General features: G+C 39.7%; 22 protein-coding genes. 8 read left to right on the top strand and 14 right to left on the bottom strand.

Annotated elements, in window-relative coordinates; genetic code table 11:
* Both ACUN24_RS20240 and ACUN24_RS20235 read left to right on the top strand, forming a co-directional pair.
* Complete coding sequence (locus tag ACUN24_RS20240) at positions 1–3,267, top strand: SusC/RagA family TonB-linked outer membrane protein (protein WP_445564148.1); 3,267 nt, start codon at positions 1–3, stop codon at positions 3,265–3,267.
* A 17-nt stretch (positions 3,268–3,284) separates the two neighbouring features.
* The gene (locus ACUN24_RS20235; protein ID WP_445564147.1) at positions 3,285–4,652 is read left to right on the top strand and encodes a RagB/SusD family nutrient uptake outer membrane protein; all 1,368 of its coding nucleotides are present in this window, start codon (positions 3,285–3,287) and stop codon (positions 4,650–4,652) included.
* A 58-nt stretch (positions 4,653–4,710) separates the two neighbouring features.
* Here the strand turns inward: ACUN24_RS20235 and ACUN24_RS20230 are convergent, their stop codons facing one another.
* From ACUN24_RS20230 to ACUN24_RS20215, 4 genes are all read right to left on the bottom strand, one after another.
* Positions 4,711–5,088: a hypothetical protein gene (locus ACUN24_RS20230; protein WP_445564146.1), complete on the bottom strand. Its 378-nt coding sequence runs from the start codon at positions 5,086–5,088 to the stop codon at positions 4,711–4,713.
* 119 nt (positions 5,089–5,207) lie between these two features.
* Positions 5,208–5,636, bottom strand: a complete 429-nt coding sequence (locus tag ACUN24_RS20225) for a MauE/DoxX family redox-associated membrane protein (RefSeq protein WP_445564145.1) — start codon at positions 5,634–5,636, stop codon at positions 5,208–5,210.
* 112 nt (positions 5,637–5,748) lie between these two features.
* Positions 5,749–6,333, bottom strand: coding sequence for a hypothetical protein (locus ACUN24_RS20220; protein ID WP_445564144.1), 585 nt, complete (start codon positions 6,331–6,333; stop codon positions 5,749–5,751).
* A 200-nt stretch (positions 6,334–6,533) separates the two neighbouring features.
* Complete coding sequence (locus ACUN24_RS20215; RefSeq protein WP_445564143.1) at positions 6,534–7,658, bottom strand: hypothetical protein; 1,125 nt, start codon at positions 7,656–7,658, stop codon at positions 6,534–6,536.
* 298 nt (positions 7,659–7,956) lie between these two features.
* Between ACUN24_RS20215 and ACUN24_RS20210 the strand changes: the two genes are divergently transcribed.
* The gene (locus tag ACUN24_RS20210; RefSeq protein WP_445564142.1) at positions 7,957–8,232 is read left to right on the top strand and encodes a helix-turn-helix transcriptional regulator; all 276 of its coding nucleotides are present in this window, start codon (positions 7,957–7,959) and stop codon (positions 8,230–8,232) included.
* Positions 8,233–8,914: 682 nt separating this feature from the next.
* On the opposite strand, the gene ACUN24_RS20205 is transcribed toward ACUN24_RS20210, so the two are convergent.
* The 4 genes from ACUN24_RS20205 to ACUN24_RS20190 form a co-directional block, all read right to left on the bottom strand.
* On the bottom strand, positions 8,915–9,337 hold the full coding sequence (locus tag ACUN24_RS20205) for a hypothetical protein (protein WP_445564141.1): 423 nt from the start codon (positions 9,335–9,337) through the stop codon (positions 8,915–8,917).
* Between the two features lie 292 nt (positions 9,338–9,629).
* Positions 9,630–10,043: a hypothetical protein gene (locus ACUN24_RS20200; protein WP_445564140.1), complete on the bottom strand. Its 414-nt coding sequence runs from the start codon at positions 10,041–10,043 to the stop codon at positions 9,630–9,632.
* A gap of 27 nt (positions 10,044–10,070) precedes the next feature.
* Positions 10,071–10,241, bottom strand: coding sequence for a hypothetical protein (locus ACUN24_RS20195; protein WP_445564139.1), 171 nt, complete (start codon positions 10,239–10,241; stop codon positions 10,071–10,073).
* A 13-nt stretch (positions 10,242–10,254) separates the two neighbouring features.
* Positions 10,255–10,827: a hypothetical protein gene (locus ACUN24_RS20190; RefSeq protein ID WP_445564138.1), complete on the bottom strand. Its 573-nt coding sequence runs from the start codon at positions 10,825–10,827 to the stop codon at positions 10,255–10,257.
* 520 nt (positions 10,828–11,347) lie between these two features.
* Here ACUN24_RS20190 and ACUN24_RS20185 point away from each other — a divergent pair.
* Complete coding sequence (locus ACUN24_RS20185; RefSeq protein WP_445564137.1) at positions 11,348–12,763, top strand: DASH family cryptochrome; 1,416 nt, start codon at positions 11,348–11,350, stop codon at positions 12,761–12,763.
* Positions 12,764–13,329: 566 nt separating this feature from the next.
* Here the strand turns inward: ACUN24_RS20185 and ACUN24_RS20180 are convergent.
* Entirely contained in the window at positions 13,330–13,746 is a 417-nt protein-coding gene (locus ACUN24_RS20180; RefSeq protein WP_445564136.1) for a DUF4259 domain-containing protein, read from the bottom strand.
* Positions 13,747–14,124: 378 nt separating this feature from the next.
* On the opposite strand from ACUN24_RS20180, the gene ACUN24_RS20175 reads away from it, so the two are divergent.
* From ACUN24_RS20175 to ACUN24_RS20160, 4 genes are all read left to right on the top strand, one after another.
* A complete protein-coding gene (locus ACUN24_RS20175) occupies positions 14,125–14,556 on the top strand; it encodes a hypothetical protein (protein WP_445564135.1) in 432 nt (143 codons plus the stop codon).
* A 578-nt stretch (positions 14,557–15,134) separates the two neighbouring features.
* Positions 15,135–15,551 (top strand): lysozyme inhibitor LprI family protein, encoded by a 417-nt coding sequence (locus ACUN24_RS20170; RefSeq protein WP_445564134.1) that lies wholly within the window; start codon positions 15,135–15,137, stop codon positions 15,549–15,551.
* 176 nt (positions 15,552–15,727) lie between these two features.
* Positions 15,728–16,132, top strand: coding sequence for a hypothetical protein (locus ACUN24_RS20165; protein WP_445564133.1), 405 nt, complete (start codon positions 15,728–15,730; stop codon positions 16,130–16,132).
* A 560-nt stretch (positions 16,133–16,692) separates the two neighbouring features.
* Positions 16,693–16,911: a hypothetical protein gene (locus tag ACUN24_RS20160; protein WP_445564132.1), complete on the top strand. Its 219-nt coding sequence runs from the start codon at positions 16,693–16,695 to the stop codon at positions 16,909–16,911.
* 149 nt (positions 16,912–17,060) lie between these two features.
* On the opposite strand, the gene ACUN24_RS20155 is transcribed toward ACUN24_RS20160, so the two are convergent.
* From ACUN24_RS20155 to ACUN24_RS20135, 5 genes are all read right to left on the bottom strand, one after another.
* The gene (locus ACUN24_RS20155) at positions 17,061–18,695 is read right to left on the bottom strand and encodes an alpha/beta fold hydrolase (protein WP_445564131.1); all 1,635 of its coding nucleotides are present in this window, start codon (positions 18,693–18,695) and stop codon (positions 17,061–17,063) included.
* Positions 18,692–20,467 carry an O-antigen ligase family protein gene (locus ACUN24_RS20150; RefSeq protein WP_445564130.1) on the bottom strand — a complete coding sequence of 592 codons (1,776 nt, stop codon included), beginning with the start codon at positions 20,465–20,467 and terminating at the stop codon, positions 18,692–18,694. The genes ACUN24_RS20155 and ACUN24_RS20150 overlap by 4 nt, the downstream gene beginning before the upstream one ends.
* 17 nt (positions 20,468–20,484) lie before the next feature.
* Positions 20,485–21,003, bottom strand: a complete 519-nt coding sequence (locus tag ACUN24_RS20145) for a hypothetical protein (RefSeq protein ID WP_445564129.1) — start codon at positions 21,001–21,003, stop codon at positions 20,485–20,487.
* Positions 21,004–21,016: 13 nt separating this feature from the next.
* Positions 21,017–22,522, bottom strand: a complete 1,506-nt coding sequence (locus ACUN24_RS20140; protein ID WP_445564128.1) for a hypothetical protein — start codon at positions 22,520–22,522, stop codon at positions 21,017–21,019.
* A gap of 521 nt (positions 22,523–23,043) precedes the next feature.
* Positions 23,044–25,416 carry a hypothetical protein gene (locus ACUN24_RS20135; RefSeq protein WP_445564127.1) on the bottom strand — a complete coding sequence of 791 codons (2,373 nt, stop codon included), beginning with the start codon at positions 25,414–25,416 and terminating at the stop codon, positions 23,044–23,046.
* Positions 25,417–25,419 lie beyond the last annotated feature (3 nt).

Below are 25,419 nucleotides of genomic sequence, written 5' to 3'. Positions count from 1 at the left end.
ATGATGGGATTAATAAACAAATATTTGTGGAGGTCCGGTGTTCCTTTAGTTGCTTTTTTGTTGATGTTTTTTCTGCAGGTTTCCAGCTCATTGGCTCAGGTTGGAGGGAGCAGGCCTAAGGTCAATCTGGCTGTGCTTAAGGGGAACGTGTTTGCTCCGGACCTGAGTAGGGTGCAGATTTTTATAAGGGCGAAATCCAGTATCAGTACATCGGCTGATTCGCTGGGGAATTTTTCAATACCGATCAGGAAGTTTCCTGATACGGTTACCATATCGGCCTTTGGGTATTTTACCACGACACGGATTATCAGAAATCTTTCTGATGCCGATCAACCCGTAAAAATCAGACTGGTGCCGGACATTAAGGATCTTGGGCAGGTTGAGATCAATACAGGTTATCAAAAGGTGCGGCCAAATGAAATAAACGGTACGGTTTCGGTGGTGGATGAAAAACAGCTTAATGCGCGGACGGGGACGAATGTCCTCGATCGGATCATTGGACAGTCTTCGGGGGTGCTGCTGAATGTGGGTAAAGCAAACGGCAATCCACAGAATAAAACAGGAATTTCGGTCAGGGGCTTGGGTACAATCAATGGCCCCTTGGATCCGCTTATTGTACTGGATGGATTTATTTATGATGGAGATATTGCCAATATAAATCCGTTTGATATTGAAAATATATCAATTTTAAAGGATGCTTCTGCTGCTTCCATATGGGGCGCCAGGGCGGGCAATGGCGTGATCGTTATTACGTCCAAGAAAGGCCGTGTTAATCAGGCGAGAACAATCAGTTTTACCGCAAACGCTACTTTGAGGGCGTTACCGGATCTTTCGGAGGTTTCACAGATGGGTTCCTCTGATTATATAGATGTTGAAAAACTGCTTTTCGGTAGAGGTTTCTTTGATAGCCAGATAGCAACGGGATATCAGTCGCTGACTCCTGTGGTGGAACTTTTGCTGGCCGAACGGTCAGGAAAGATCAGTTCCCAACAGGTTAACCTCGAATTGGAGAAGCTAAAAACAGTTGATTTGAGAAGGGAATACCTTGATGAATTTTATACCAACGCATTGACGCAGCAATATGGTGTCAATATCAGGGGTGGAAGCCCTAAGCATGCCTATACTGTTTCTGGAGCTTATGATCATGTCAGGGAGCAGAATTTTGCACGATCACACCGGTATAACTTGAGGGTAAGTGAGGACTTTAAGCTTTATGAAAAGTTGAGTCTTTCTACTAACCTGTATATCAACTCTTCTGGTTCGCGTTCAGGTGCGCCTGAATACGGGGTGCTGGCGTATGCCAACCGCCAGCCTCCTTATGTTAGGCTGCGGGGCGAGAATGGCGAACCGCTGCGGTGGCCCCAGGTTTACAGGCCGTCCTTTACGGATACTTTGGGTAGGGGAAGGTTATTGGACTGGAATTACTTTCCTACTGAAGAATATAAGCATTCTTATAATACTTCTTCGAGACAAGATCTATTTGGAAGCCTTTTGCTTAAATACCAGATATTCGATTATCTAAGCCTGGATGTGGGTTATCAGCAGCAGAACCAGCGGTCCAGGGTTTCCTATATTTCTGATGCGGAGAGTTTTTATGCACGGAATCTGGTTAATTCTTTCAGTCAGATCATTCCTTCTACTGGCACGCTGAGATATAATATCCCGCGCGGGGGGACGCTGCGGACTACGGACGAGGAGGTTAGTTCGGCAACAGGTAGGGTTCAGGTGAGTTTGAATAAACTCTTTGGCGTTCATTCCCTAAATGTAATTGCTGGAACTGAAGCTAGGCAGGGTGATACTAAAGGTAATGCCAATATGTTTTATGGTTACCAGGAGGATCCGCTGAGCTTTGGGAATGTGGACTATACGGGTATTTTCCAAGACTTTGTGACGGGGAATTCAATGCAGATCGGATCGGGGGATGCGCTATCGAGTTTAAAATATAGGTTCATCAGTATGTATGCCAATGTCGGTTATACCTACAAGGGCAAGTATACATTCTCGGGCAGTATCAGGCGGGACGGCTCGAATATTTTTGGGGCTAATACCAATAACCGTTGGAAACCGTTATGGTCGGCAGGTTTGGGCTGGACTGTTTCAGATGAGGGTTTTTACCATATTGACTGGCTGCCTGTGCTGCGCGTTACAGGGACATTTGGCTACAGCGGCAATGTGGATCTGACTAAAACGGCATTACCTGTTGGTGTTTACGGTACAAATGCGGTTTTAGGACTTCCATTTGCCAGGATCCGGAGCATCAATAATCCTGATCTGAGGTGGGAGAAACTTTCTCAGTTTAACCTTATGGTGAATTTTGCTTCAAAAGGGCAAAGGTTAAGTGGTTCGGTTTCTTACTTTCTGAAGAAGGGAACGGATCTTTATGGACTTGCTGATTATGATTATACCACATGGGGGAGTGCGCCTCAGCTTATGCGCAATGTTGCCGATATGAAGGGCTATGGAATAGATGCAGAGCTGCACAGCAAGAATGTAGCGGGAGCTGCGCTTAGCTGGAATACTGATCTGTATTACAATTTTAACAGAAGTGAGACGACAAAGTACCTGGAAAGGAATATAAACGCGTTAGCCAGTTTATTGGGCGCTGGTGCGTCGATCAATCCGATAGTGGGCAAGCCGCTTTACGCGATTTCTGCCTATAGATGGGGAGGGCTTGATGGTTCTGGAAATCCGCAGGGGTACCTCAATGGTAAGCTGAGTACAGATTACGTGGCGATGCTGAACGAGGCGAACCTGACAGGGGGGAATCTTAAGTATTTTGGATCTGCATCACCGGAACACTTTGGGTCTATGATCAATACCTTCAGGTATAAGTCTTTTGGCGTTTCTTTTAACATTTCTTACAGGTTGGGTTATTATGCAATGAAAAAGACCATAGAATACTCCACGCTGGTAAATTCAGGGATCGGACATGCTGACTTTGGATTACGCTGGCAGAAGCCTGGTGATGAAATGTTGACCACAGTCCCGGCATTTATCTATCCGCTGAATACGTCCAGGGATTCTTTTTATTCTGTTGCTGAACCCAATGTGGTACGGGCAGATAATATCAGGCTTGAATATGTGAATTTCAGCTGGCTTGTAAATACGATAAAGTGGAAGTTCCCTTTCCGTAACCTGGAGTGTTTTCTGAATGCTGCCAATCTGGGCCTGTTATGGAAGGCTGATCAATCTGTTGCTGATCCGGATTTTCAGAATCAGATTTTGGCTACTAAGGCTTACACACTGGGTGTTAGGGGGACGTTTTAACCAAATAATGGATAAATATGAAAAAAATACATGTTTTGTTAGCTATGGCCGTGATGACCATAATAACATTTGCTGCTTGCAAAAAATATCTGGATGTCAAGTCCGATGCGAAATTGGTGGTCCCTGGTAACATTGCTGACCTTCAGGGGGTACTTGATGATGCAACCCTGATGAATCTGGCCAGGACACCATCTTATGGTGAAAATTCCTGTGATGATTTCTTTTTTCCCAAAGCAAATTATGATGCAATTTCGGAAAAGATGCAGGATATCTACAGATGGAAAAAAAGTCCCTACCGTTTTGCCAATGACTGGTCGACAGCCTATCTGCCGATATATAACGCCAATCTTTGCCTGGATCTCTTGGGCGGTATTGTGCGGAATTCACAGAATGGCAGAGACTGGGACAATGTTAAAGGCTCGGCACTGTTTTTCAGAAGTTATTATTTCTATTTTCTTACTGTAAATTTTGGGGCTGCCTATGATGGAACAGGTTCTCTAACTGATCCAGGTATTGTGCTCCGGCTTAGTTCTGATTTTAATGTAAGATCGGTTCGGTCCAGCGTTAAGGACTGCCTGGATAGGGTTATCGCTGATACAAAAGAATCTCTTTCTTTGCTCCCGGAGACGCCTTTGAATCAGCTGCGACCGTCCAGGGCTGCAGCTTATGCGCTTCTTTCAAGGGTTTATCTTTATATGAATGATTATGAACATGCGGCGGTGTACGCTGATGAATGCCTGAAAATAAAAGGCGGGTTGATGGATTATAACGGGGATCCGGATATTATTGGCTTAGACCAGAATATCCCTTTTAGAAGGTTCAACAAGGAGACCGTATTTTATACTGAAATGTATTCTGGTTTTGGATTGCTGAATACAACCAGGGCTAAGATCGATACCGTACTATATGCCTCGTATTCCGCCAATGATCTCCGTAAGCGGGCATTTTTTCGTGCCAACGGAGCTTATCAACAGTTCAAGGGAAGCTACAGTTCCAGCGCTACGGGTTTTTTTAGTGGTTTTGCCACTGATGAACTTTACCTTACCAGGGCTGAAGGCAGGGCCGTTGCTGGAAACCTGAGTGGGGCGATGGATGATCTTAACCTGTTGTTAAAATCAAGGTGGAAGAATACCGTGGCCTATGTTCCTGTTGCTGCATCTAATGTAGCAGATGCACTTAGCAGAATCCGCGCTGAACGGCGGAAGGAACTTTTGATGAGGAATATCAGGTGGTCTGATATCAAACGGCTGAACAAAATAGGAGCAGGGATCACTTTGAAGAGATTGGTCAATGGAGAACTATCTGAGCTTTTACCAAATGCGCCTTTTTATGCGCTTCCCCTGCCGGATGATATTATAGCGGAAACAGGTATCCCACAGAATTGAATTAGGTTTAGTTAATAGCAAGGCAGGGCCGGATGGCCCTGACCTTGTTAATAGCTGGTTAAAAGGTTTTATTTACATAAACAGCTGATGGATCATCGGATCCGGAAATATAGTATCTGCTTGAAGTTGACTCGAGGGCCTGTAAATCGGCTTCTGTCCTCAAAGTACTGCCTGATAAGTAGTCGGAATCAATGGTTACAGCACAGGCAACTTCAGGTTCGCTGTCACATCCGCCTGTATTTGGGGTTGTGTTCCAGTTGCTTTCAGTAGTCACGTTGGCCTGGCTAAAATCCGGGCCATGGTAATATACCGTTACAGGGATGCGTTTACCGCTTTTGGCAGAGGTAGGGTTTTTGAATGCGGATTGGGTAAATACCAATGCAATTCCGAAAACTAAGGCTAAGAAGCCTGACGAGATTTTTTTTGAATTTTTCATGTTAAAGTTGTTTTTGACATTTAGGGATTGTGGCTGCGCCACTTTAATTTAAGTAATGTATTATTGCTGGACCTTTCGGTCAGGGTCAGGTACTTTACTTCCCTGGGCGTTCCCGATACTTATACTTGCCGAGGCCTCCTTTCTTTAATTATCGATAAACTGAGCGCAGTGATATTGATGGCACAGATGGACAGGTTGAAGAATAAATGATTTCTCCAACTTAAAGTCTTGATTATGCCCCCACAACTGCAGGGTATTTTGGGGTAAAAACCTGTAAGGACCAATATGGTATAAACCGTAAAACTGCCTATTATTATCAGGGATAGCACCAAACCAACCCTAAAGGTTACTTTGAGACAAAGCAAAACCGCCGTAAAGACCTCCATTATGGGAATGGTATACTTTAAAATATCTGTTAGAAACGGTGAAAAATTTTGCAGCGCGAGCTGGTGCGCAAATGAAGTGAAGTCTACTAATTTTGATCCACCTGTATAGATCCAGAGGATTATAAGCAAGCTTGAAGCAAATTTTATAATATGTTCTTTCATTTTTTTATGATTACCGATCAAAGTTGGGCACAGCCGGATTGTTTTAGGGTTCCTGTTTATGGACAAATGCATATCGGAATTCAGATTTTAGTTCCTGAATCGGAATTGAAGGCTATTTGTTGTTGAAGTATTTATTCTTCAGTGTACTGAGTGTGTGGGCATGCATGCCAATTGAATCGGCGATATCTTTCGATGAGGCCAGCTGAAACATATTCGGATGGAGTTTTAACAACGCAGCCAGGCGGTCATCTGATTTTACATTTTTGATGTCGAAGGCCAGATGAAAAAGTTCTGTAAAATTATTTAGGTTGATTCCTTCGATCACTTTGTGGAATTCCGGGAACAGTTTGTAAAGATTGTGTAGGTGGCCCGAGGGAATTGCCATCAATGTAGCTCCACTGATGGTGGTTGTCTTTAGTTGAAAGTCCTCAAGGTTCTTCTCGAGGAACTGTGGCAGGACCATGCCTTCAAAATGGAAAAGCAATAGAGATCTTCCTGGATCAATCTTGCTTTCCAGTTTTGTTTTTAATGTCCCTTTGCTGATGAATGTCAGGGGGTAGTCCTTCCAGTGAAGTGTCTCAATGGGCTTATTGTCAACTAAACAGATCTCCCTTAAAACAACTTTTAGATAGGCCCTCAGCGAACTGCTCAATGGATGGTACCCGTTAAGCTTTGTGTAAAATGATTCGTAATCCATGTTTTTAAATCCAAATAAAAAGGATTTCAATGCTTGGTCAAGTGGTATTTTCTACCACCTCATACCACCCCAAAAAATGAACATAAGAAGTTTTTTGATTTTGATATTCCGGCATTGATTCATTATTTATTTGCGTGGAAACGCTTTTAATCCTGTAGATTCATCGATTTATTGGGAGGGGGAGTTTGTAATCATGAAGATTAAAATTGGCTTTGGGCTTTGGCAAGCATCTCAGCCAACTTATCGCTTACAATGCCGATATCGACAGAATTTGGAACGTAATAGCCGTTACTGAAACTTTTCTCCGAAATTCTTTCCGTTTCTGTTGTACTGACATGCGAAATAATGTATTCATGTACCCTTTTAGCTTTACGCTCGGTTATGATACCCACTTCTACAGCAAGAAAAATAAGGTAGGCCAGCTGCTTTACAGAAAGTGAGACTTTATACTTAGCGTCGAGTATTCCTGAATTCATCAGCTCTGAGTTAAGGAAATCAAGTTGTTTCATAAAGTCAAGTTCAGATTCGATCACCTGGAGCAGTGAACGGTTTATTTGGGGTAGACGAGGGTTATAGGGAATTGTATTTTCAATTGGCACCTGGGAGATCTGCTTTTTCAGAAAGATAAGTTCCCTGAAATGTTCTGAAATGGTAACAGAATCCCTAAGTTTTCCGCTTATATTATGTATGTAATATTCAAAGAACCTGGGATGGTTAAATTTCCAGGAGATTAGGTAATTTATTAGTGTTTCCTTTTGAAGATCCTTTTTTACATGCTGGTTAAGATAATGAAGTAGCTGGTTGCTGAAGGCTAAATGCCGGAAGCGTGGGGGATCTTCCAACCTTAAGTATAGTGCATCTATCAATATTTCGATGAGTTCCTGGTCTATATTGGATTTTTTAAACAATAAAAGATATTCTTCAATTGTTATATCAAGTTGTTTCACATGAGCTGAAATTCTCTTTTTGGTTAAAAGGGCGTGATAATCAAACTGGTCGGGGAAGTAAGTGTATATGTGCCAAATGATGGTTTCTATTCCATTTAGCATTAATTCAAGTAGCTTTTCCAGATCAGCAGACAGGTCATCCTTGAATGAAATAATATCTTCTATTTCCTTAGCCGTCCTTGTTAATGCCCCAAGCTGAAAGTGGATAAAATCGGTGAAGGTGTAAATGTCATTGGGTTGGTGTGTATCGATCTTTTTAATTATCCTTTGGGTTTCTTCCTCTATCCCTGCCTGCGTTGTCAAATCATCATCATCAAGATCAAGGTTGTTGCTGATGAGATAGATAATCTGTCTAAAATAATCCAGTTGAAAATCCATATTTGAAAATTTAGGAGGCGTTAAGTTTTCTCCTAAATTTAGTTGGGATAATGCTTTTTAGTAAATAAACTACACTAGGAGTTATCCTGAAGGGATGAATGATGCTACTGCCGTGATAAATTTATTAGGTAAGGTTTTTTAATGATTATATAGACTCGCTCTTATTGCGTGTAAAAATGGGGTGGTAACTTTTACCACTGTATTGCAACTTGACACTTTGATCATAGATTATTCTTTTTGCATCAACTGTTTATTGTATCAAAACCAGATTTTTCTATCTGATTTAACGGAAACCGATATGGAAAAACTAAATGCAATCCTGGACGTTCTGCTCAAAATTTATGAACTTATGCAGCTGATATATACTAAGTCTTATGGCCAATTAAAACTGCCGGAGGATCAGATGCTGACCCGGCTTGAAGTGATGGAGTATCTTGGTATAAGTGAAAGTACCTATAAGAGAAAGGTAAGAAAGGGGATCTTGAAGCCAAGTAAGCTACCAGGTGGGGACAGGTTTTATAAAAGTGAGCTGAGGGAGGAGTTTTTGGAAAGTAAGAGAAGGGGGAGGATCTGATCGGCAAGATCAAAAGTGGAGATTCTAGTATTCTCCACAGATATTCCTAACTCATCGTATAGCAGTAAATTAACTGCTTTACAGTTCGACCGCATTTATCTTTTTTTTCCTAAAAATCGACTTTGATAATCTTTCCTATAAGAACCCCGGAATGCTTTGGTACTTCTTTGTTTAATATTTCTTAGGACTGGTTTGTGTATTTTTCATCGCCAACGCCATTCTTAAAATATAAACGGCCAGCGTTATAAACGCCATTACAGAATGTTTTTTGCGCTCGGCATTTTACGAATAATACGCAGGTTAATACTTCAAAATGTTTATGCCTCTGTAAAACATTTTTTATTTTTTATATCCCGATTTTTCAACTGTTACGTCTTTATGAAATATAAACTTGAGCTTGCTTTCAACGAATTAATGGTTTAGCAGACAATCCGTAATCGATATAACCAGGCGAACAGCGATTTAAACTACCACTCGCCTGGAAAATAAATACAAAATAAATACAATGAGACAATACAGCATACAAGTAACTTTACTTGTACAGAAAATTAGAAAAAGTGGTTATGCAGAAACTGATCAACTAAATTTTCTTTGCGAAGTGGCATTAAAGTGGGTAATTCTTAATCCGCTGCCAATAAACTTGGTTAAATCTATATAGTATTGATTATTAGAGGAGTGGAGACTAAGATTCTAGAGATTTAATTTTCACTTCCTTTATGTTACTTTTAAAAGTTACTAACACAAATAAAAGAAAGAAAATCTGACACATAAGCATCCAGTTACCAGTAATCCAATAAGAAAAATAATTAGAATCCGGAGCATTTCTAAAACACAATATAAAATTGTGAAAAACATCAACTGTAATAATTATAAAAGTCATCCAAATTCCAATTTTAGGTTTAATAACCAATAGGATCGCGGCAATTGGATCTACAAAAGTCAACCCATCCCAAAAAAACTTAGCAAAGACAGGTGCATGATAATTTACTGACAAGAATCCATTCTTAATGACCCATGTCAAATGTGCCATTGTACCTATCAACATTGCAGTGCTTTGCAGAATCAAGAAAATTCGGGTCTTTCTATTGAGTTTTGTGAAGAACATTTGCGCATGGTTGGAAAGTGTTTTTGAATTTCCAAAGTAGTCAAAACTTCGAATAAATGATACTCACATTGTCTTAAAATTTCAGGTGGGGGAGGACTCTGGTTAATGCTTTTTGCAGTAACCTATAGGAGCAATGCCAACATTGGGCAGACATTGGATGACCTGTGCCCCGAAGGAGTTGACATCTATTTTGATAACGTGGGTGGCGTTGTTTCGGATGAAGTGATTAGCCGCATGAAACAAAAGTCCATTATGTTAACAGTATCCTTTGTGATTTCCTGTTCTCGAGACCTTATCTGGTGAATATGAAAATCATCCCTGCTATGATGAGTATTAAAACAGCAGGAGCGGCTTTTTTGAACGTGTAGATATATCGTCCGCTCAGGTTATCGGTGATGAAGTTTTTCGGGTTTGATGGCTGATATAAAATAGCGATCATATCATTTGCTTGATAAGTTTTGCGAAACATAGAGCTGGCTCCCGACATATTGGCCTCAATAGTTATTTCCTGTCCTGTTTGATCCATAAATGAAAGTGTTGGGATAAAAACAGAAGATTTGGTAGCTTGATAACGTTTAATACTTAAAACCTTTGCATTTGTCCTGATAGCCCCAGTGATAAATCTTCTCGTAGCAAATAAATAAACGAAAAAAAATAATAGAAAGAGCGATACTAATAATAATTGAATTGCCAGAAGTACATTCATGATCGTAGGGTTTTAGGTCTTCTCCGGTTATAATTTAGAGATAATAATATCACCTTTATTTTTGAAACGTTCAGGATTACTTTCACTAAGATTTTTTACCATTTTGCGAATAACGATTTTGTCTTCTTGAGATAAATACTCGACATTTCGAATTATTGCATCTAAAGCTGCATCGTTATTTAATACCTGTATTCCCATAAATCATCAAATACTATTTTTTCTTTAATGTTCTTTTATTATAAAGTGCGATACACTTATCTTGATAATCAAAATTTATCAAATCACTAAACGTTTCCAAATAGGTTTTCGGAAAAACGAGTTCAGCATTAATCATGGTTTTAACAACTTTGCCCTTAATCTCAGTCCTAATTATACCCACATATTTATTAGTAATTAGGTTTACACTCGATTCGTAAATTCCTTCGTTAGGATGATCTCTTCCTAATAGATCATCACTTCTGCGCATTTGTACTAACCGCATCTTCTTAGCTATTTTATCATATGCAAACACACTGATAAAACCTGAGCGATCGTAATCGTTCCAAAACTCAAAACCTTCGGTGGTTGCCACCAATGTATTACCAAAATTCAGGTGTGTGATTCTTTTGCTCTCTACTCGTTTATATTTTTGTGTAGATAGCCAAAGCATTAAAATATCTTTATCGCTATCTATAAATACACTGTCTTTTTTTCCATCCCCATCAAAATCTTTTACAATTTTACGGGTGGTTTGTGCGAAAGCAACGTTTGCTAATAGGAGGAATAAGAAGGTGAAGTATTTCATATGTCGAATTAGTGGATTTTATACAAAAAACAAAATGCCCGTGCTTGCCGCAACAACTAAAAAGATAAGCCAATAAGCCACTCTTTTATCTTTATTGAAATACCTGTAAATCAATTCTATTATAACAGCTGTTAGCCAAATGCCTGCGATAATGCTACTGAAAATCACAAAACCAAACATCGGGCCCATGGTGTGTCGATGTTCGCCATTTACATCGTTTTCGTGGGGGTTGTAATTAAACACAACCAAAAAATATAAGGCGACTATTGGCAGTATTAAAAATGCCAGCCGAATTAAAATTTGGAGGTATAAGGGTTTCTTCTTCATTAATCTTCTTATGTAACAGGAATCAGACAGTTAAGTTTTATTTTTTTGTGCCAATGATGAATGTTAGGAACCTTTTACGTAAACTTTCACATAGGGAATAGTGTTACAATTACCTGGAAGCACCCACGTGTTTAATCATGCAAACCGTGGAGCTCCTGACCATTGCACAGTTTGAGGTACATAAAATTTTAAAATGAAAAGACGGGGTCTGGTTTGGTTTAAGAATGATCTAAGATTGCATGATAATGAAGCCCTGATTAGGGCTCACCAGCAGTGCAGCGATTTGGTTTTCTGTTATTGTATTGAGCAAAGCGATTATGAAAAATCAGGGTTAGGCTTCCGAAAAAAAGATGCTGTCCGGTTTAAGTTCATGCGTCAGTCTGTTCTTGATTTAAGAAAGAACCTGGAATCTCTAGGCGGACATCTAGTTATTGCAGAAACTTCAGCAATAAATACTATACCCGAGCTGGTTGAAGCCTATGAGATAACTGACATTTATGGAGAAGAGGAATATGCGCCCTACGAATTGAATTTAGTTAAGGCGGTGATGCATCGACTTCCGGCCATAGCGTTTCATTTTTTCTGGGGCAAAACACTGTACCATAAAGATGATATACCTTTTACGATTTCTAAGATTCCACTAACCAACAAAGCCTATAGAATTCCTGCCGGACGTGAAGCCGAGCCCAGGCAAACTATGGACCCACCTTTCGAACTGAATGCTGTTAAGGATGTAAAAACAAAAAGGCTTCCTTCTTATAAGCTTTATGGCTTGCAGGAAAAGGAATATAAAGATGCAAGTCCGATAGTGGAGGGTGGCGAAACTGCGGCCTTGGAAAGGCTGCAATATTATACGTTCAAATCCGAGCTGCTTACAGGATACAGGTGGAGCAGAAACAAATCAGATGGACTGGATTACAGTTCAAAACTTTCGCCCTACCTGGCTTTGGGTTGCATATCCGCCAGGGAGATCTATGAGACGTTAAAAGCGTACGAATCAAAAGTCAAGAAAAACCAAAGTACCTGGTGGTTGGTTTTTGAATTGGTTTGGAGGGACTACTTTACCTTCAAGGGGATGCGGTTAGGAACTGCGATATTTAAGACTAAAGGGTATAAGAACAAAGAAATAGCTTGGGAAAATGACCCTCTAAAGTTTGAGAGATGGTGCTCAGGCCAGACGGGAATTCCTTTTGTAGATGCCCACATGCGGCAACTGAATCAGACGGGATACATGAGTAACCGGGGTAGGGTAAACTGTGCCAGTTATCTCACACACGATTTAAAGATTGACTGGACCTGGGGAGCAGCGTATTTTGAAAGCAAGTTGATTGACTACGATGTGAGTTCCAACTGGATGAACTGGCATATGCAGGCATTTGAGATCTGGTACACCAACCCCGTCCACCAATCCAATAAATACAAGGCACAGGAATTTATCCGGAAGTGGATACCTGAGCTTGCAGACAGAAATGATATTGAAGTACTCGTTCCCTGGGAATTCGATATTCCGGTTTACCCGAAGCCTATTGAAGTATACGATAAATGGACTAGGGCGATCAATCTGATTAGAAAAGCAGGCGAGTTACCTTTCAAACTCCCTGTCAAATGAATCCAAAATATTAATAAGTGTATCTTTCGTGATTTCTTGTTCTCGAGACCTTACCACATCGTATACTTCATCTTCGTCAAGTTCGTAAATTTTATATGGACTTGAATTGTCTAGTAAGGAAATTAGATTTTTAAGGATTCCAGAAACTTCATCATGGTTATTTTAAAAGAGATTGCAGGAATATATTGGTTTGTCATTTTCTTCAGCGGACCTTAATTTATCAATACTTTCTTTCGTTATTTTTTTAACTTCAAATAGGATCGACGTGTCAATCTTACTATCTAAAACTACTACTATCTGTGACATATTAAAACTTTTAGAATCTATTGCATAAAAGCCGCTATGATTAAACAGCGGCTTTTATATTATTGTACTTTTGAACTTATTTGCCAAACCATAAAACTACGTTAATTTTTTAAAGCCTTTTCAATTTTTACCCGCTATATTGAAGATGTGCTTTGGTCATCTCATCCTTAGTTTTCGGTATTGCCTTTTTTATTTTCTTCTTCAGCGATTATGACAATATTAAATTTTTAGCCGAAAGCACACCCGATTATATATTCGGATTAACTGAGTCTATGGATAATATCTAAAATATTCTGTTTCCACTTTGGATAAAGTTCCTCGTTTTCCGCCCACAGTTCATTTAGTTCTGAATTTTCATTAATTACTTTTTTTAAGGCGCCTATAGCTATTGGTTTTAAATCTTCAACTTCCAAATCTTTATGCAATATTCCAAATACATTCACATTACTCTCGTCGTTAAGTTCTTGATTATCATTTCGATATTCAGTTCCATTCATGAGGTTATCAATGTAAGCAGCAGAAACTAAAGCAGCAAAGCCTTCTTCATATTCTAAATATTCTGATAACATCGCATTCTCAAAAGAAGATTTAAAAAATTCTCTTGCATCGTTTTTGATTTCTCCATCAAAATCGTATGCTGTATCATCGTCAAATATTCCGCAGTCCCAAGCACCCATAATTTTTAGCGATTAAAAAATAAAATTGATTAATGTATAATAGAGGACCAATTTACTGTTTTTGATTTAGCGCCAAAATATAATTTTAGAATTGTTTAAAGCAGATGCTATATTCAATCAAATTCGATTTGAGGCCGCCTAGCTGACCATTTAGCTTCAATTGGGCTTGCAATTCATTATTTACTGCAAAGCCCAGAAGCATTAAAATAAAATTTGTTCTTTCCTTTTTTTGTTTACTGATCTAATTTTTTAACCTTTTCAATAACGGCACTCATTTCTGCAACCAAGGGAAGCGTCAACGAAAAGATTAAAGACAACATTTCGTTGGTAAACAATGTAAAGATTTCTGTTGCTGATTCGGACCTTATTTTTTCAACCATGTGGTCCAATATCACCCCACAAAATGAGCGGCAAATTCGCGATTGTATATCCGATTTTTATGTGATTCGTAATCACGGTAACATATTCACGCCTGTAGATTTTACTAGCCTGCATAAACAAAGTTTAGCGTTTATCGAAGATGAGCTTTCTCAGCAAACCGGACAAAACAAAATTGTAGTTACTCATCATGTTCCTACCTTAATCAATTATCCTGTTAGATTTCTCGGAAGTACACTAAACGAAGCTTTCGCAGTAGAACTAAGTGAAATGATTGAGAAATATAAACCAGCTTACTGGATATATGGGCATCATCATGAGAATATCCCGGCTTTTCAAATAAACGAGACGACGATGCTTACCAATCAATTGGGCTATGTAAGAACAAAAGAACATGCAAGGTACAGTGCGTCTAAAATTTTGGAAATATAGAATAGGAAAAAAACTTCTTAAAATAATACAGATGGTGAGATAAAGTTAATTTTATGTGCATCTTATTGTAAACCGAAACGGGGTTAATTCAGCGTAACTCAACCCTGGTTAGTTGAGGATATTTTGCTTCAGGACAAACTATAAGGTAAAGGCTGTACTTAATTTCATCACGCTTCAAAAGATGTCCTAAGCCTATTGTAAATCTTTAGTTTAAACTGATAATTGAGTGCCAAATCTTTAACACGGGGCTGAAGCTGCTGAAAATGTTTTACAGTCCTGTAATTGCTTTTGCAGGTCGCTGATAAATTCTTTGGAGGTTTTATGAGCTTTAGTGAAGGGTTTATTAAGTCTATGACGATCACCTCATTTTTTCTCAATTTAGTTCTGTATTGGATAAACCGGGATAAATTGACCCCGTCTCACCAGCAATAGATTTGTTGTAAGTTTTTGATTGGCTGAGTATTTGTAAATTGGCGAGAAGGGGTCAAATGTATTGATATGGCCAAGCATGGTAGACAAATTGCTCAAACAAAAGGATCTTTCTATGGTTTAGATTGGGAATATCCATAATCAAACCCATGAAAAACCTTTACCAATCCCCGATTTTCCTGTTGGCTTTTGTCGTCATGACTATGCTCTTTATCGGTTCGACTTTTGCACAGTCACAAACTGCCATGAATATGAATGCCTATTCTGACTATAAAAAGGCAGGTGCGGAACTAAATGGCGTGTACCAAAAGATCCTGAAAAGCTATTTCAGGGAAACTACTTTTATTAAAAAATTCAGGAATGCACAGCGGCTCTGGATTCAGCTTCGTGATGCAAAACTGGCCGCTAAATACCCCAAGAGCGGAACCTATGGTTCGGTGGCACCCATGTGCGAATCGATATACCTGGAAACGCTGACCAGAGACCGGATTAAATTTTTAAATGTATGGGGTACTGGAATCGAAGAAGGTGAAGTTTGCCTGGGCTCGGTCAGGATGAAATCTTAACATTCCGGTCTTTCAATGATGCATTACTCAATCCTATCAATTCCATATACTTTTACCTAACACCAATAACAATGACTTTTTATCAGCTCCTAAGACGATTCTTTTGTCTAATCTTACTGATCAGTATATTAACCTGCTGTAAGAAAAAGGAAGATCAACCCCAACCCGAGGTAGATATGCCGGCGGTAGTTACAGGAAAGCTATACGGATCGCCTTTTACGGCGAAAGTGACACTGGAGCGTTATACAAAATTTGGTATGAACAACTATCGCCCCGAAGACCTGTTCAGTATATACCTGGCAGGAGATGGATCTAAAACCTGTAGCTCGCCATTAAGTGATTTTTCGATACGCCTGACGGTGCCCAAAAAGACAGGCACTTTTTCTGGCAATGATACCTATATCCTGGTTAATGATCCGGGCGACCCCAGCGGTCAGAATGGTTCATTATTCTCTTCAGAACAAACCATTATCACCATCAGTTCCATCACAGGGGATAAGGTGAGCGGCCAAGTTAATGTGAAATGGCCGGAACAGAATATTGATTTTAAAGGACACTTTGAGGCTTACTATTGCAAATAAGATGAGAAATGTTACTTTCGATTAGGCTTCATTACCTGGGTGATCCAACGATGATTATCTTTCCATCGGCTAAATCTGGCTCCTTGGCTATAACCCTAGTCTGATTCTTCACTCAATGGAAACCAATGACTGGAAGAAAAGACAGAAGATCGAAAGTCTGACAGTTTAATTTTCTAATGCTAAAAAGTGGTGATTAATAAAATTGTTTTGCCCTTGCAAAAAAAGGATGTTTTTCGTGATTTTAGAATAGAAATTAAGGGTAAATAGTCTGACAAAAGTCTGCCAAATACCCCCTAAAAATAGCAAAATGAAAAAAGTAAAAGCCCTCTCAGAGTATCAAAAGGGCATCTACGGAGAAATATTAGGCGAATTTCTCAATCCGATTTCTTCATAGATATTCCTAATACACTGGAAAGAAGTAAATTAGGGAACTCTTAACAATTCAGTAAAAATAACCCTTTATCTACAGGGCCTGGGGGAAGGTACAAACGCCCATCGGGTAATTGGCGCCTACAAATACGATGATCAAAAGGGATATCTATTATTGAACGGCTATAGGAATGAAAAGGGCAATATTATTCTGTGGAGCAGGCGACACTAACTTTTCAGGTGTGTTTTTTTGGTCATTATCCGGGAACCAGATTTTAGGTAGATGGTCCAGTGCTGATCAAAAGATAAGTTACCGCTTTAAACTGTCCGGCATTACTGCTACACATGAACAACAGAAGCAATTTCAGGATGGTATTGCATCTAAAGCGCAGGAGTTTGGAAGTTATTAATTGAAAAGGCCGTAGCGGGTTAAGCACTTTTGCCGAAATACCCACCTATCCTGGTGATGAATGAAATTATGGTACTTCGGATTGGAAATTTACGTGCTTATCTTTTGCTTACCGGTCGGTGGTTTTCCAAAAAAAAATCCCTGGGTTTATTATTGCTGAAGAAAATGAGAAATTTCCCGTATAACGGTTTTTATGTTCTGTCGCTGGGAAATATTGTGGCCCTCGTTTTTCAATATGACAATTTTTGCTTCTGCTGATTTTGCTTGTGCTAACATACCTGTACGGCCGGGATTATCTAGCATGAAATCATCTTCCCCATAGATATACAGTCTTTGTGATTTGAATGGATAAAATTTATCTGCCACACCTGAAAAATCAACAACTTTATTTACCTCATCAGGATATTTGGCTGCGTATTTATTTGCAATAAAAGCACCATAACTCACCCCTATTAATGAAATAGGATTTCTTATTCTATATTTAATCCTGATTTCTCTGAGATCACGCGCGATGTTCTGAATCTGGTGCTGGTCAAGCTGTGCATCTTCCCTTGATTCATATTTGTTGCCGGCACCTGTCGAGCCAAGATAATTTAAGGCGATTATGCTGATGCCGTTTTTTAATAATGATTGTATGTAAACGTTATAGCGCACCTGGTATTCTTCCCAAGGCCCCCCGTGGAGATAAACTGCCCACTTTTGCTTTGGAGCAGATGACTGGTAGACGTAACTTCCCATGCCCTCTGTGTTTTTATAGGTTTGCGGTCTGACAAAGTCTGCACGTTCACTATTAGGGCCTAAGAATATAGTATTTACGCCTTGTTTGATCAAAACTGTCGCTGGTGTGGAATAATCCGAATACAGCGTGACAAATGTTTTATTTGGAGCGGTGTAAAAATCGAAGTAGACGCCATCTTTTGTTAGTTGTTGCAGTTTATTGTTTCTGTAGTTTTTAATGACCATGTTTCCGTCCTCTGTAGATCTGAAGTAGAGATTATCAAGTGACTGGGGCGTCTGCAGTAAATATTTATCGTGCATTGACATGTAAACCAGGCCACTCTTTCCTTTGCTGTAATGAAAAATATCGTTAAATCCGCTCACTTCGTCCGAAAGGTAAAAGAATGCGTCTCCTCCCGAATTATCAAGCGTAATATTTCTTGAACCCCAGAAATAGGATTTTGCATGTACCAGCTCTGTGTATTTGCCAGCTGATATATTGTATTTCCATACATTTGAATCCAGATCTTCGAGCAATAGGTATAATCCGTCCGAAGTCCAGTTCAGGCTGCGGAAACGGATAGTTTTGGATGATGTCGAAACCTGTGTTTTTCTTAAATAATCATAAATCCTTATTGATGTCCCCTCGATATAGGCCAAGTGGGGGGCATTAGGAGAAAACACTGCTGAACTTATCCCTCCGTTCCGTCCTATTAGCGTGTGTTGTTTATTATTTATATCGTAAAGTATAAGGCTGTATCCGATATCATCACTGTTTTCCAATAGCACTGCGATTTTTTTGCAGTCACATGAAAAGGACTGTGGGTAGGTAGATTTATTGCTTTCAATTTCAAGCGTGGTAGTTTCTTTCTTCCCGGATCCACGCAGCCCACCACGGATAATTTCGGGTGCGAAATACTTGCCCCGGTTTGCACTGAAGGCAAGCAGGTCACACGGAGCCGAAATCACAAGTTTTTTATTGATTTCAACAGGGATTTGCTTTTCTCCCTTACACATGGTAAAAAACCCTAAAAAGGCAAACGCGGCTATAGATGTAATTACCTTCATTTTGCAATTTTCATTACCTCTGTAGCATATTTTCTTATCATGTTGATTTCTGGTGATGGTATTTTTACCGGAGAATTCAGTATCTCCTTTGCATAAATATGCGATTGGTAGATGTGACCAAGTTGTACCAACAGCTTAAGCCGTTTGTACTTGGAATAAAACCTGCCGGGCACAATGTTTATCGCCATATCAAAGGACCTTAGCGCTTTGCCGTTTTCACCTGATGACTCATAGGCATCTGCCAGAGCAAGGAAAACCCTTTCATCGGGAAAAAGTTTTGCGGCCTGGTTCAGGATTTCTATTCCCTCCTTATGTTTACCTGCATTGTTTAGTTCTGCGCCGTAATTAAAGAGAAACCTGCCATTATGTGCCAGGTATCGGTAGCAAGTCCTATATTCCATTTCGACACTATAAAAATTTCCCTCCAGGGAAGCCAGTGCTGCACGCGACCAACGGTATTCGCTACTAGCTACCTGAACCTCTTTATGAGACATGACCGCATAAAATAGTATAATGATGCAGGATATCACATATCTGCCGTATTTTCCTATTTTTAAAGGTATTCCAGTCCTTCGGATTTTGAACGGAAGAAATGAAACAAAAAATATTCCGTTTACGAGGATGGAGAGTGAAGACAAGGGATATGACTGCATGCCGCAGACGGATATGGATATCAAACAGGCAATTGCCCCAAGGGCTGGGGTATGAAGATGGCTGATCCGGACCTTATGAAAAAAGATGACCAGGCATAATAATGAAACAGCACTGCCAATAATTCCCAGCTCCACCAATAAGCGGAGGGGTTCATTGAACACTTCATAAGTATTGCCCGCCACCTGCTGTTCCCCGTGATTGAGGAAAGTCTGTTCACGAAAATAATCAGCCTGGTAGATGTTGTAGACAGATTTAAAATTTCCGGGTCCACAGCCGAAAAACGGGTAATCCCTTATGATGCGCGCGCTCACTTTATAAATCAGAAGGCGGCCCTGTACAGATCGTGGATTTATGCTGTAAATGGCGTAGCCCGTAATACTAACCAATAGGATGCTTAGCAAATAATGCTTTAAGCGGATCATAGCGAGCCGTATTCCATTTTTTTTTATTACCAAATGGACGAGAAGATAGCCAAGGGCGGCAAAAACAGCTATATAACCGATTCTTGACTTGGACACAATTAGGATGTAGGCAGATGATAAGGTCAGAAATAGAATGACAGGGTAAGACCACTTGTATTTTATTAAATAGTCCCTTCTAAAACACAACACTGCCGCGAAGGGAAGTACTGAAGCAAAATAATTTGCATTCACGCCGGTGTTTATCGATGAATCCATATCAAAATAGAGCAGAAACCCAAAGGGGTGGACGCCGGTTATGAAAAGTGCTGAAGTGACCGCGTTCACCACCACAAATATATATACCAACGTTTTTTCCAATCCATCCTGTAAAAACCTGAATACATAATAAATTAAGGCCAAACAGAACATAAGGCCTCCTGACCGGAAATCTCCACCGGTAAGAAAGACATTGAGTATGAGAAAAGAAGTAAATAATGCAAAAATACTGTTAGGCAATGCCATATCGAGGAAGAATTCCCGAAAGGATAAAATCAGGCCCAACAGAACCCCGACAAAATAAAAAGCATGCCTGTCATATTCGATAAAATTTGACCTGGCATGCTCAATTGAAAATAGTTGCGTTGAAAATAGTATAGAAATGGTAAAGAATACAATGTATTTCTTTGCGGGATGGAAATTTCTTTCCTGCACTTCCATACCTCTGCGAAGCTTGACTAGTTTTTGAAATTGATATTTTTCAGAATGGCCTGGACACTGCCCAGTGCTTTCTGGTGGTCGGCCCTGTTAAATTCGAGCATACCGTTGACTAGTGAACTGCCGGTTGAATTGGTAGCATAAAAAGTAATCCGTTCTCCTACTGTATTGTCGATCAACAAAACCTTGTTGCCATTTACGTTAATGATTTTTGAGCTGTATGAGGGTATCCCTTTTGACAGTTCGTCCATCCCTTTTTTTAATGTTTCCAGGTCGGCTTTCTGCGGTTTGTCGGTTGAGGAAAGTGTTACAAATACATCCTGATAAGAATACATCAGCCTGTTGAGTCCTTTGGGAAGGGCAGCCGCCTTCATTTGGTTTGATTTTGTCATGGCAAGCCTGTTTGACTCGGTCTGTTTTACAAAACCTTCAGGTACGGAAAATGTGGTATTTCTGTTCAGGGTACTTTCCTGCGAATAAGATTCCGACTGGATGAAAAATATCCCGGTCAGGATCATCAATATGATTTTTGATTTCATGCTATGTTAATGTTTAGTGTAAGCAAATTTTATCTTGTACGGTGAAACCGATCTTTTCTACAGGACTGAGGTCATTTGATCCCGGCTCCGCTTTATAAATGGTGATTTTATCTCCAAAGAGGCTCATAAGTGCCCAGACTCCTGCTGCACCGACATCTGTTGAGTTGTTGGCAATCAGATAGTTTTGTGCCTCCTGCTGGTAATTATAGTTAAAATTGGCCTCATTCCCTTTAAAATTATTTAAATTTTCTGCGATCATCCCGGGCCAGTCATTGATCTGTACTACATAAGTCGTGCCGTTTGGGGTATAGGTGGTGACAGTAACATTAGTTTCGTAATATGCGGTTGCATCAGGGCCTGCTGCCCTGAGTGCTGAACTGCCAACATTCTCAGTTGCCCAAAAAACGTCTGCAGGTGAAGGTCCTGTTCCTCCGGGATGTCCATGGGCCGCACCAAGCGTATATCCATTGGTTGCGTTCCAGGTGAAATTTGGGCTAAAGTTGTTTGTTGCGGCATTCGTTCTTGCATCTACCTGATTATACGAGGTTCCTCCAGGCCACGCGTTGATGTTCTGCTCAGCTCCCCATTCCACATTAGTCGAATTACTTATTATTGTTGATTTCTGTGAAGAAACTGCACTGCTCTGTGCACGTGAAGAAACATTGTTCCGTTCAACGCACGGATCTTTGGGACATGAAGGGATACCAGTTGTTCCACGGATACATCCGCAGGATGCCATTTGTGCAGCTCCGTTTTCTACACCTGCACAGTCGGTAATGACGCCCAGGCCGCCACCTCCCGGTTCAGTTCCGGAGCCTCCATTTGAGCATGTGGTGTACAGAAGTACCTCGTCGCTCTTGATAGGCTGCCCAGAATCATCGTACCAGGTTGATACCATATACCAGTCGATGCATTGACCCTCGCTCATTGTGGTAACCAGTGACTCGGTTGATGCCTTTCCATTTGCCTTTCTCCTTGCCGATATGCTCGACCGGCCTGTGGTTTTGACGCCATCTTTGAATATCCGGCCATCGATCAGCTTATAATCAAGGTCGTAAATCATGATCCTTCCGGTGAAGCCTGCAATATTTTCGCTGTTGTAGCTGATAAAAATCTTTTTGGCATTTTCATCAAGAAAGGATTTATCCCCGAAGACTTCTACAATAAAACCGTCTTTAACCTTGGTTTTATTTTCGACGAAGACATAACTGCGCGCAAATGCAAATGCACGGCTCTTCATGTTATATGCGGGATAATCCGTTAGTATGATGTTGGTACCATTATTCTGTATGGCGCGTGCAGAATTGTCCCACATCGGCTGGCTGCCCTCAAATTTTTTTAACTGGGCTGTTGATGCAAAATCTTTTTTAACCGTGGTGCTGTAGTATTTTTTTGCTTCGGTGATTAAGCTTGAGTTCGAGGGAAGGTCTTCTAAGAGATTGTCATGGTCCTTTTTGCAGGAATTTGCAAAAAGAAAGACCGCGAAAATCAGTAATAGTAAGATTTTTGCGTTTTTCATTGGCTGATTGGTTTGAATGTATGGGTGTATTTGTATATCTACTTTGTGAGATGTGATGACTACTACAGACAATATTTTTAAGTAGTCAAATTTAGCCATTGTAGCCATATTGTTATTGTGGTCGAAATCTCTTTTACATGGATGGGTATTATTCCTGTACATAAAGGACTAAATCCTTGATAAATAGTTTTTTGGTGTGCGTTAGTTCGTTCGCCACTGTGTTTGCTATGCTCAGTAACTTTGCATTCTATGCCTTCCCCAAATAGCTTATTACTAAAAGACAAGAAAATGGCAGCAAAAAGCAATGACAAAACAAAAATTCCAGCCAGTAAACCTTGGGGAAGGTTAGGAATTGATTATTGATGAGTGGGTTTGTGCATTTGCACAATAAGAATTCATCACTAGTATCAAAAGGAACATCGTGTATTTTAACATATTTATCATTTAAGTCATTAATCAAATTGCATTTCTAGCGCTTTAATTAGTTGCCGAATATTAGTGCTGCTGTTTACTCCGAACGGTTAATTTTTCTTCAATACCTTGAAATTGGCATAACCAGTCCCAGTACCGCCATTGGGCGATAATGACTGAACCACCACCACATAATTTCCCTCAAAGTCAGAGCTGAAAAAGCTGATTGTTGCCTTTCCATCATTTTTGGTTGTATTATTCGGGCTCCAAAATAATGTACTTCGGAAGTCTGCAAGTCTAGTCAACATGGAAACATCACCATCATACATTGGTGCATAAAAGGCTCTATTAATTTGTAGCCCTTCGTAATCAAGCTGCAGGGCGTGTGTAGGAATTGATGTCCCATTTAAGTCGCCTGCATAGGTCTGTAGGTCCAGAATTCCCTCAAACTTGTCGTTTCCATTAGCATAACGACTTGCAACAATCGCTAACTTTTTGATGGTTTTGGGATCCTTCATCATCAGCGCATTTCCATCATCAAAAAGCGGGAGCCCATCCACAAGTATTAAAGGAGAAGATTCAAGGAATTTTTGGCTCCCAATATCAAATGTATTTAGATAATAATTTTTATTTCGCTTAATGATAGACACTTCAAAAACGTACTCTCGCAATACCTCCTCCATTTTTGGAAACCTTACATAGTCGTCTAATAGATAGCTTTTGTCTGCCTTATAATAGAAAACTGTTGTATCAATACTTACAGTCGTTTCCCTTTTTAAATGATTAGCATTAAATGCATTATGAACCTGCATAGCAACACTTCGATCAATCAATTTTTGAGCTTCATAATTGTTGTGGAATGTTGGCAACCTGTAATCCGAAAATTGGCTAACATAAGGTGATCTCAATGTTATCTTGCCTAAGCTATCCACTCGAGGATCTGCCTGAACAATAATTTTCTTCCTTCCATAAAAATACTTAGTAAAAAAAATGAAATTGCCATCATTGCCAATAGGAGTGGTATAAAAACTGTAGTTCTTGCCAGGAATAGATAGATAAACCGAAGAACTAGCTAAAGAAGATCGCTGTGTTGATCCTGATATTTGGCCACTGATAATTTGCCCAACGATTTCAGGTTGATACAGCAAATTCCCGCTTGGCCCTTTTAAAATATGCTTCCATTCAAAACGTCTCCAACCATGGGTCAACATGAGCAGATCTGTAGCTTCACTAGCCGCATTTTTGAGATACCATTCGGGATAATCAATTTTACCTTTTAATTCAGAAGTTAACCACAAACTAGAAGTTATATCATTAAGATGTTCAACCGAATCAGCTTGATATACAGCAATAGAAAAATTTGTGGCAATCGGTTTACCCTGTTGGGTTTGATTAATGAATAGCGCTATCTTTTCTCTTGTCGAAAATTCCTTTTGTTTTGCCGATATGGTTACTGCTAACAATGAGTTTGGTTTCTTGAAATATAATCGCTCGCAAATGGGTTCCAAATCTGTATTAAATAAAGTAAAATGAGTAATTCCATCACCAAGCAAATCTTTAGAAATACTAATGCCTGTGGCGATATCTATCGCAGTAATCCTTTTGCTGAAAACTACTTTTCTTCCGGAGTGAACAAATAGAATACCATATTGATCTTGGTGCTGATTATCCTGAATGCTTATCTTCAGAACAGAGTCTCCATCAGCTTTAATACTCATAACGGTCCCCACTGCAAATATTTTAGGCAATGTCGCGTAAAATGGTTTTCCCGCCATTGGCTGAATACAAATGCTATAATTAATGTGATCTTGCGGTTTGAAATAAAAACTTCCCAATCCGAATTGTTGAGGGCTGAACTTCACCAGTGTATCGTTTCTGCTGTCAGTAATTGCTCCTTTAAACTGCAGTGGCTTTCCGCTTGCATCTACCGCCTTGAAAGCAATTTTGCTAATAAGACCTGATACTAAATTCCCACCTTCTGGAAAGAATTGAATTGCAGGCGTAGTGATAGTTGCCGATGGAATAGCAGGGGGATCAGCTTTTAATGTATTATAGATTGTTAGTTGCTTGTGGAAAAAATAATTCACATCAAAATTCTTCATCCAATTTGTGTACGTCCTCAAAACAAAATTTCCAGACCGCAAGGAAAGAGGAAGATAGAAATATCCGTTGCCATTGCCACCTTCCATTACTATTTTAGCCTGCAATACTGCTTTGTTTTCCGAATCAAGAAGTTCTACATAAGCTATCTTACTTAAATTGATTGGCCGATTAGTATAGGCCTCTACAGTGTATAACTTAAACCAGATCATTTCTCCAGCTAAATAAGATTCCTTGTCTGTGTGCACATACATCTTTTCCTGTAAATTATTGGTCAGATAATTACTGAACTGATGTGCAATTGTAGTGTCAACAATCTGAGCGTTAACAGTGGTCAATAGCATGCTTAAAACCCAAAATAGAATAAATGTTAGTTTTCTCATGTA

It is taken from the genome of Pedobacter sp. WC2501 (assembly GCF_052682415.1).
Note: the sequence above shows the minus strand (reverse complement) of the source record. Positions and strands in the feature narration are given on the sequence as shown.

Coding starts and splice junctions, on each gene's coding strand:
- ACUN24_RS20240 (WP_445564148.1), top strand. CDS start 1: ATGATGGGATTAATAAACAAATATTTGTGGAGGTCCGGTGTTCCTTTA.
- ACUN24_RS20235 (WP_445564147.1), top strand. CDS start 3,285: ATGAAAAAAATACATGTTTTGTTAGCTATGGCCGTGATGACCATAATA.
- ACUN24_RS20230 (WP_445564146.1), bottom strand. CDS start 5,088: ATGAAAAATTCAAAAAAAATCTCGTCAGGCTTCTTAGCCTTAGTTTTC.
- ACUN24_RS20225 (WP_445564145.1), bottom strand. CDS start 5,636: ATGAAAGAACATATTATAAAATTTGCTTCAAGCTTGCTTATAATCCTC.
- ACUN24_RS20220 (WP_445564144.1), bottom strand. CDS start 6,333: ATGGATTACGAATCATTTTACACAAAGCTTAACGGGTACCATCCATTG.
- ACUN24_RS20215 (WP_445564143.1), bottom strand. CDS start 7,658: ATGGATTTTCAACTGGATTATTTTAGACAGATTATCTATCTCATCAGC.
- ACUN24_RS20210 (WP_445564142.1), top strand. CDS start 7,957: ATGGAAAAACTAAATGCAATCCTGGACGTTCTGCTCAAAATTTATGAA.
- ACUN24_RS20205 (WP_445564141.1), bottom strand. CDS start 9,337: ATGTTCTTCACAAAACTCAATAGAAAGACCCGAATTTTCTTGATTCTG.
- ACUN24_RS20200 (WP_445564140.1), bottom strand. CDS start 10,043: ATGAATGTACTTCTGGCAATTCAATTATTATTAGTATCGCTCTTTCTA.
- ACUN24_RS20195 (WP_445564139.1), bottom strand. CDS start 10,241: ATGGGAATACAGGTATTAAATAACGATGCAGCTTTAGATGCAATAATT.
- ACUN24_RS20190 (WP_445564138.1), bottom strand. CDS start 10,827: ATGAAATACTTCACCTTCTTATTCCTCCTATTAGCAAACGTTGCTTTC.
- ACUN24_RS20185 (WP_445564137.1), top strand. CDS start 11,348: ATGAAAAGACGGGGTCTGGTTTGGTTTAAGAATGATCTAAGATTGCAT.
- ACUN24_RS20180 (WP_445564136.1), bottom strand. CDS start 13,746: ATGGGTGCTTGGGACTGCGGAATATTTGACGATGATACAGCATACGAT.
- ACUN24_RS20175 (WP_445564135.1), top strand. CDS start 14,125: ATGTGGTCCAATATCACCCCACAAAATGAGCGGCAAATTCGCGATTGT.
- ACUN24_RS20170 (WP_445564134.1), top strand. CDS start 15,135: ATGAAAAACCTTTACCAATCCCCGATTTTCCTGTTGGCTTTTGTCGTC.
- ACUN24_RS20165 (WP_445564133.1), top strand. CDS start 15,728: ATGCCGGCGGTAGTTACAGGAAAGCTATACGGATCGCCTTTTACGGCG.
- ACUN24_RS20160 (WP_445564132.1), top strand. CDS start 16,693: ATGAAAAGGGCAATATTATTCTGTGGAGCAGGCGACACTAACTTTTCA.
- ACUN24_RS20155 (WP_445564131.1), bottom strand. CDS start 18,695: ATGAAGGTAATTACATCTATAGCCGCGTTTGCCTTTTTAGGGTTTTTT.
- ACUN24_RS20150 (WP_445564130.1), bottom strand. CDS start 20,467: ATGGAAGTGCAGGAAAGAAATTTCCATCCCGCAAAGAAATACATTGTA.
- ACUN24_RS20145 (WP_445564129.1), bottom strand. CDS start 21,003: ATGAAATCAAAAATCATATTGATGATCCTGACCGGGATATTTTTCATC.
- ACUN24_RS20140 (WP_445564128.1), bottom strand. CDS start 22,522: ATGAAAAACGCAAAAATCTTACTATTACTGATTTTCGCGGTCTTTCTT.
- ACUN24_RS20135 (WP_445564127.1), bottom strand. CDS start 25,416: ATGAGAAAACTAACATTTATTCTATTTTGGGTTTTAAGCATGCTATTG.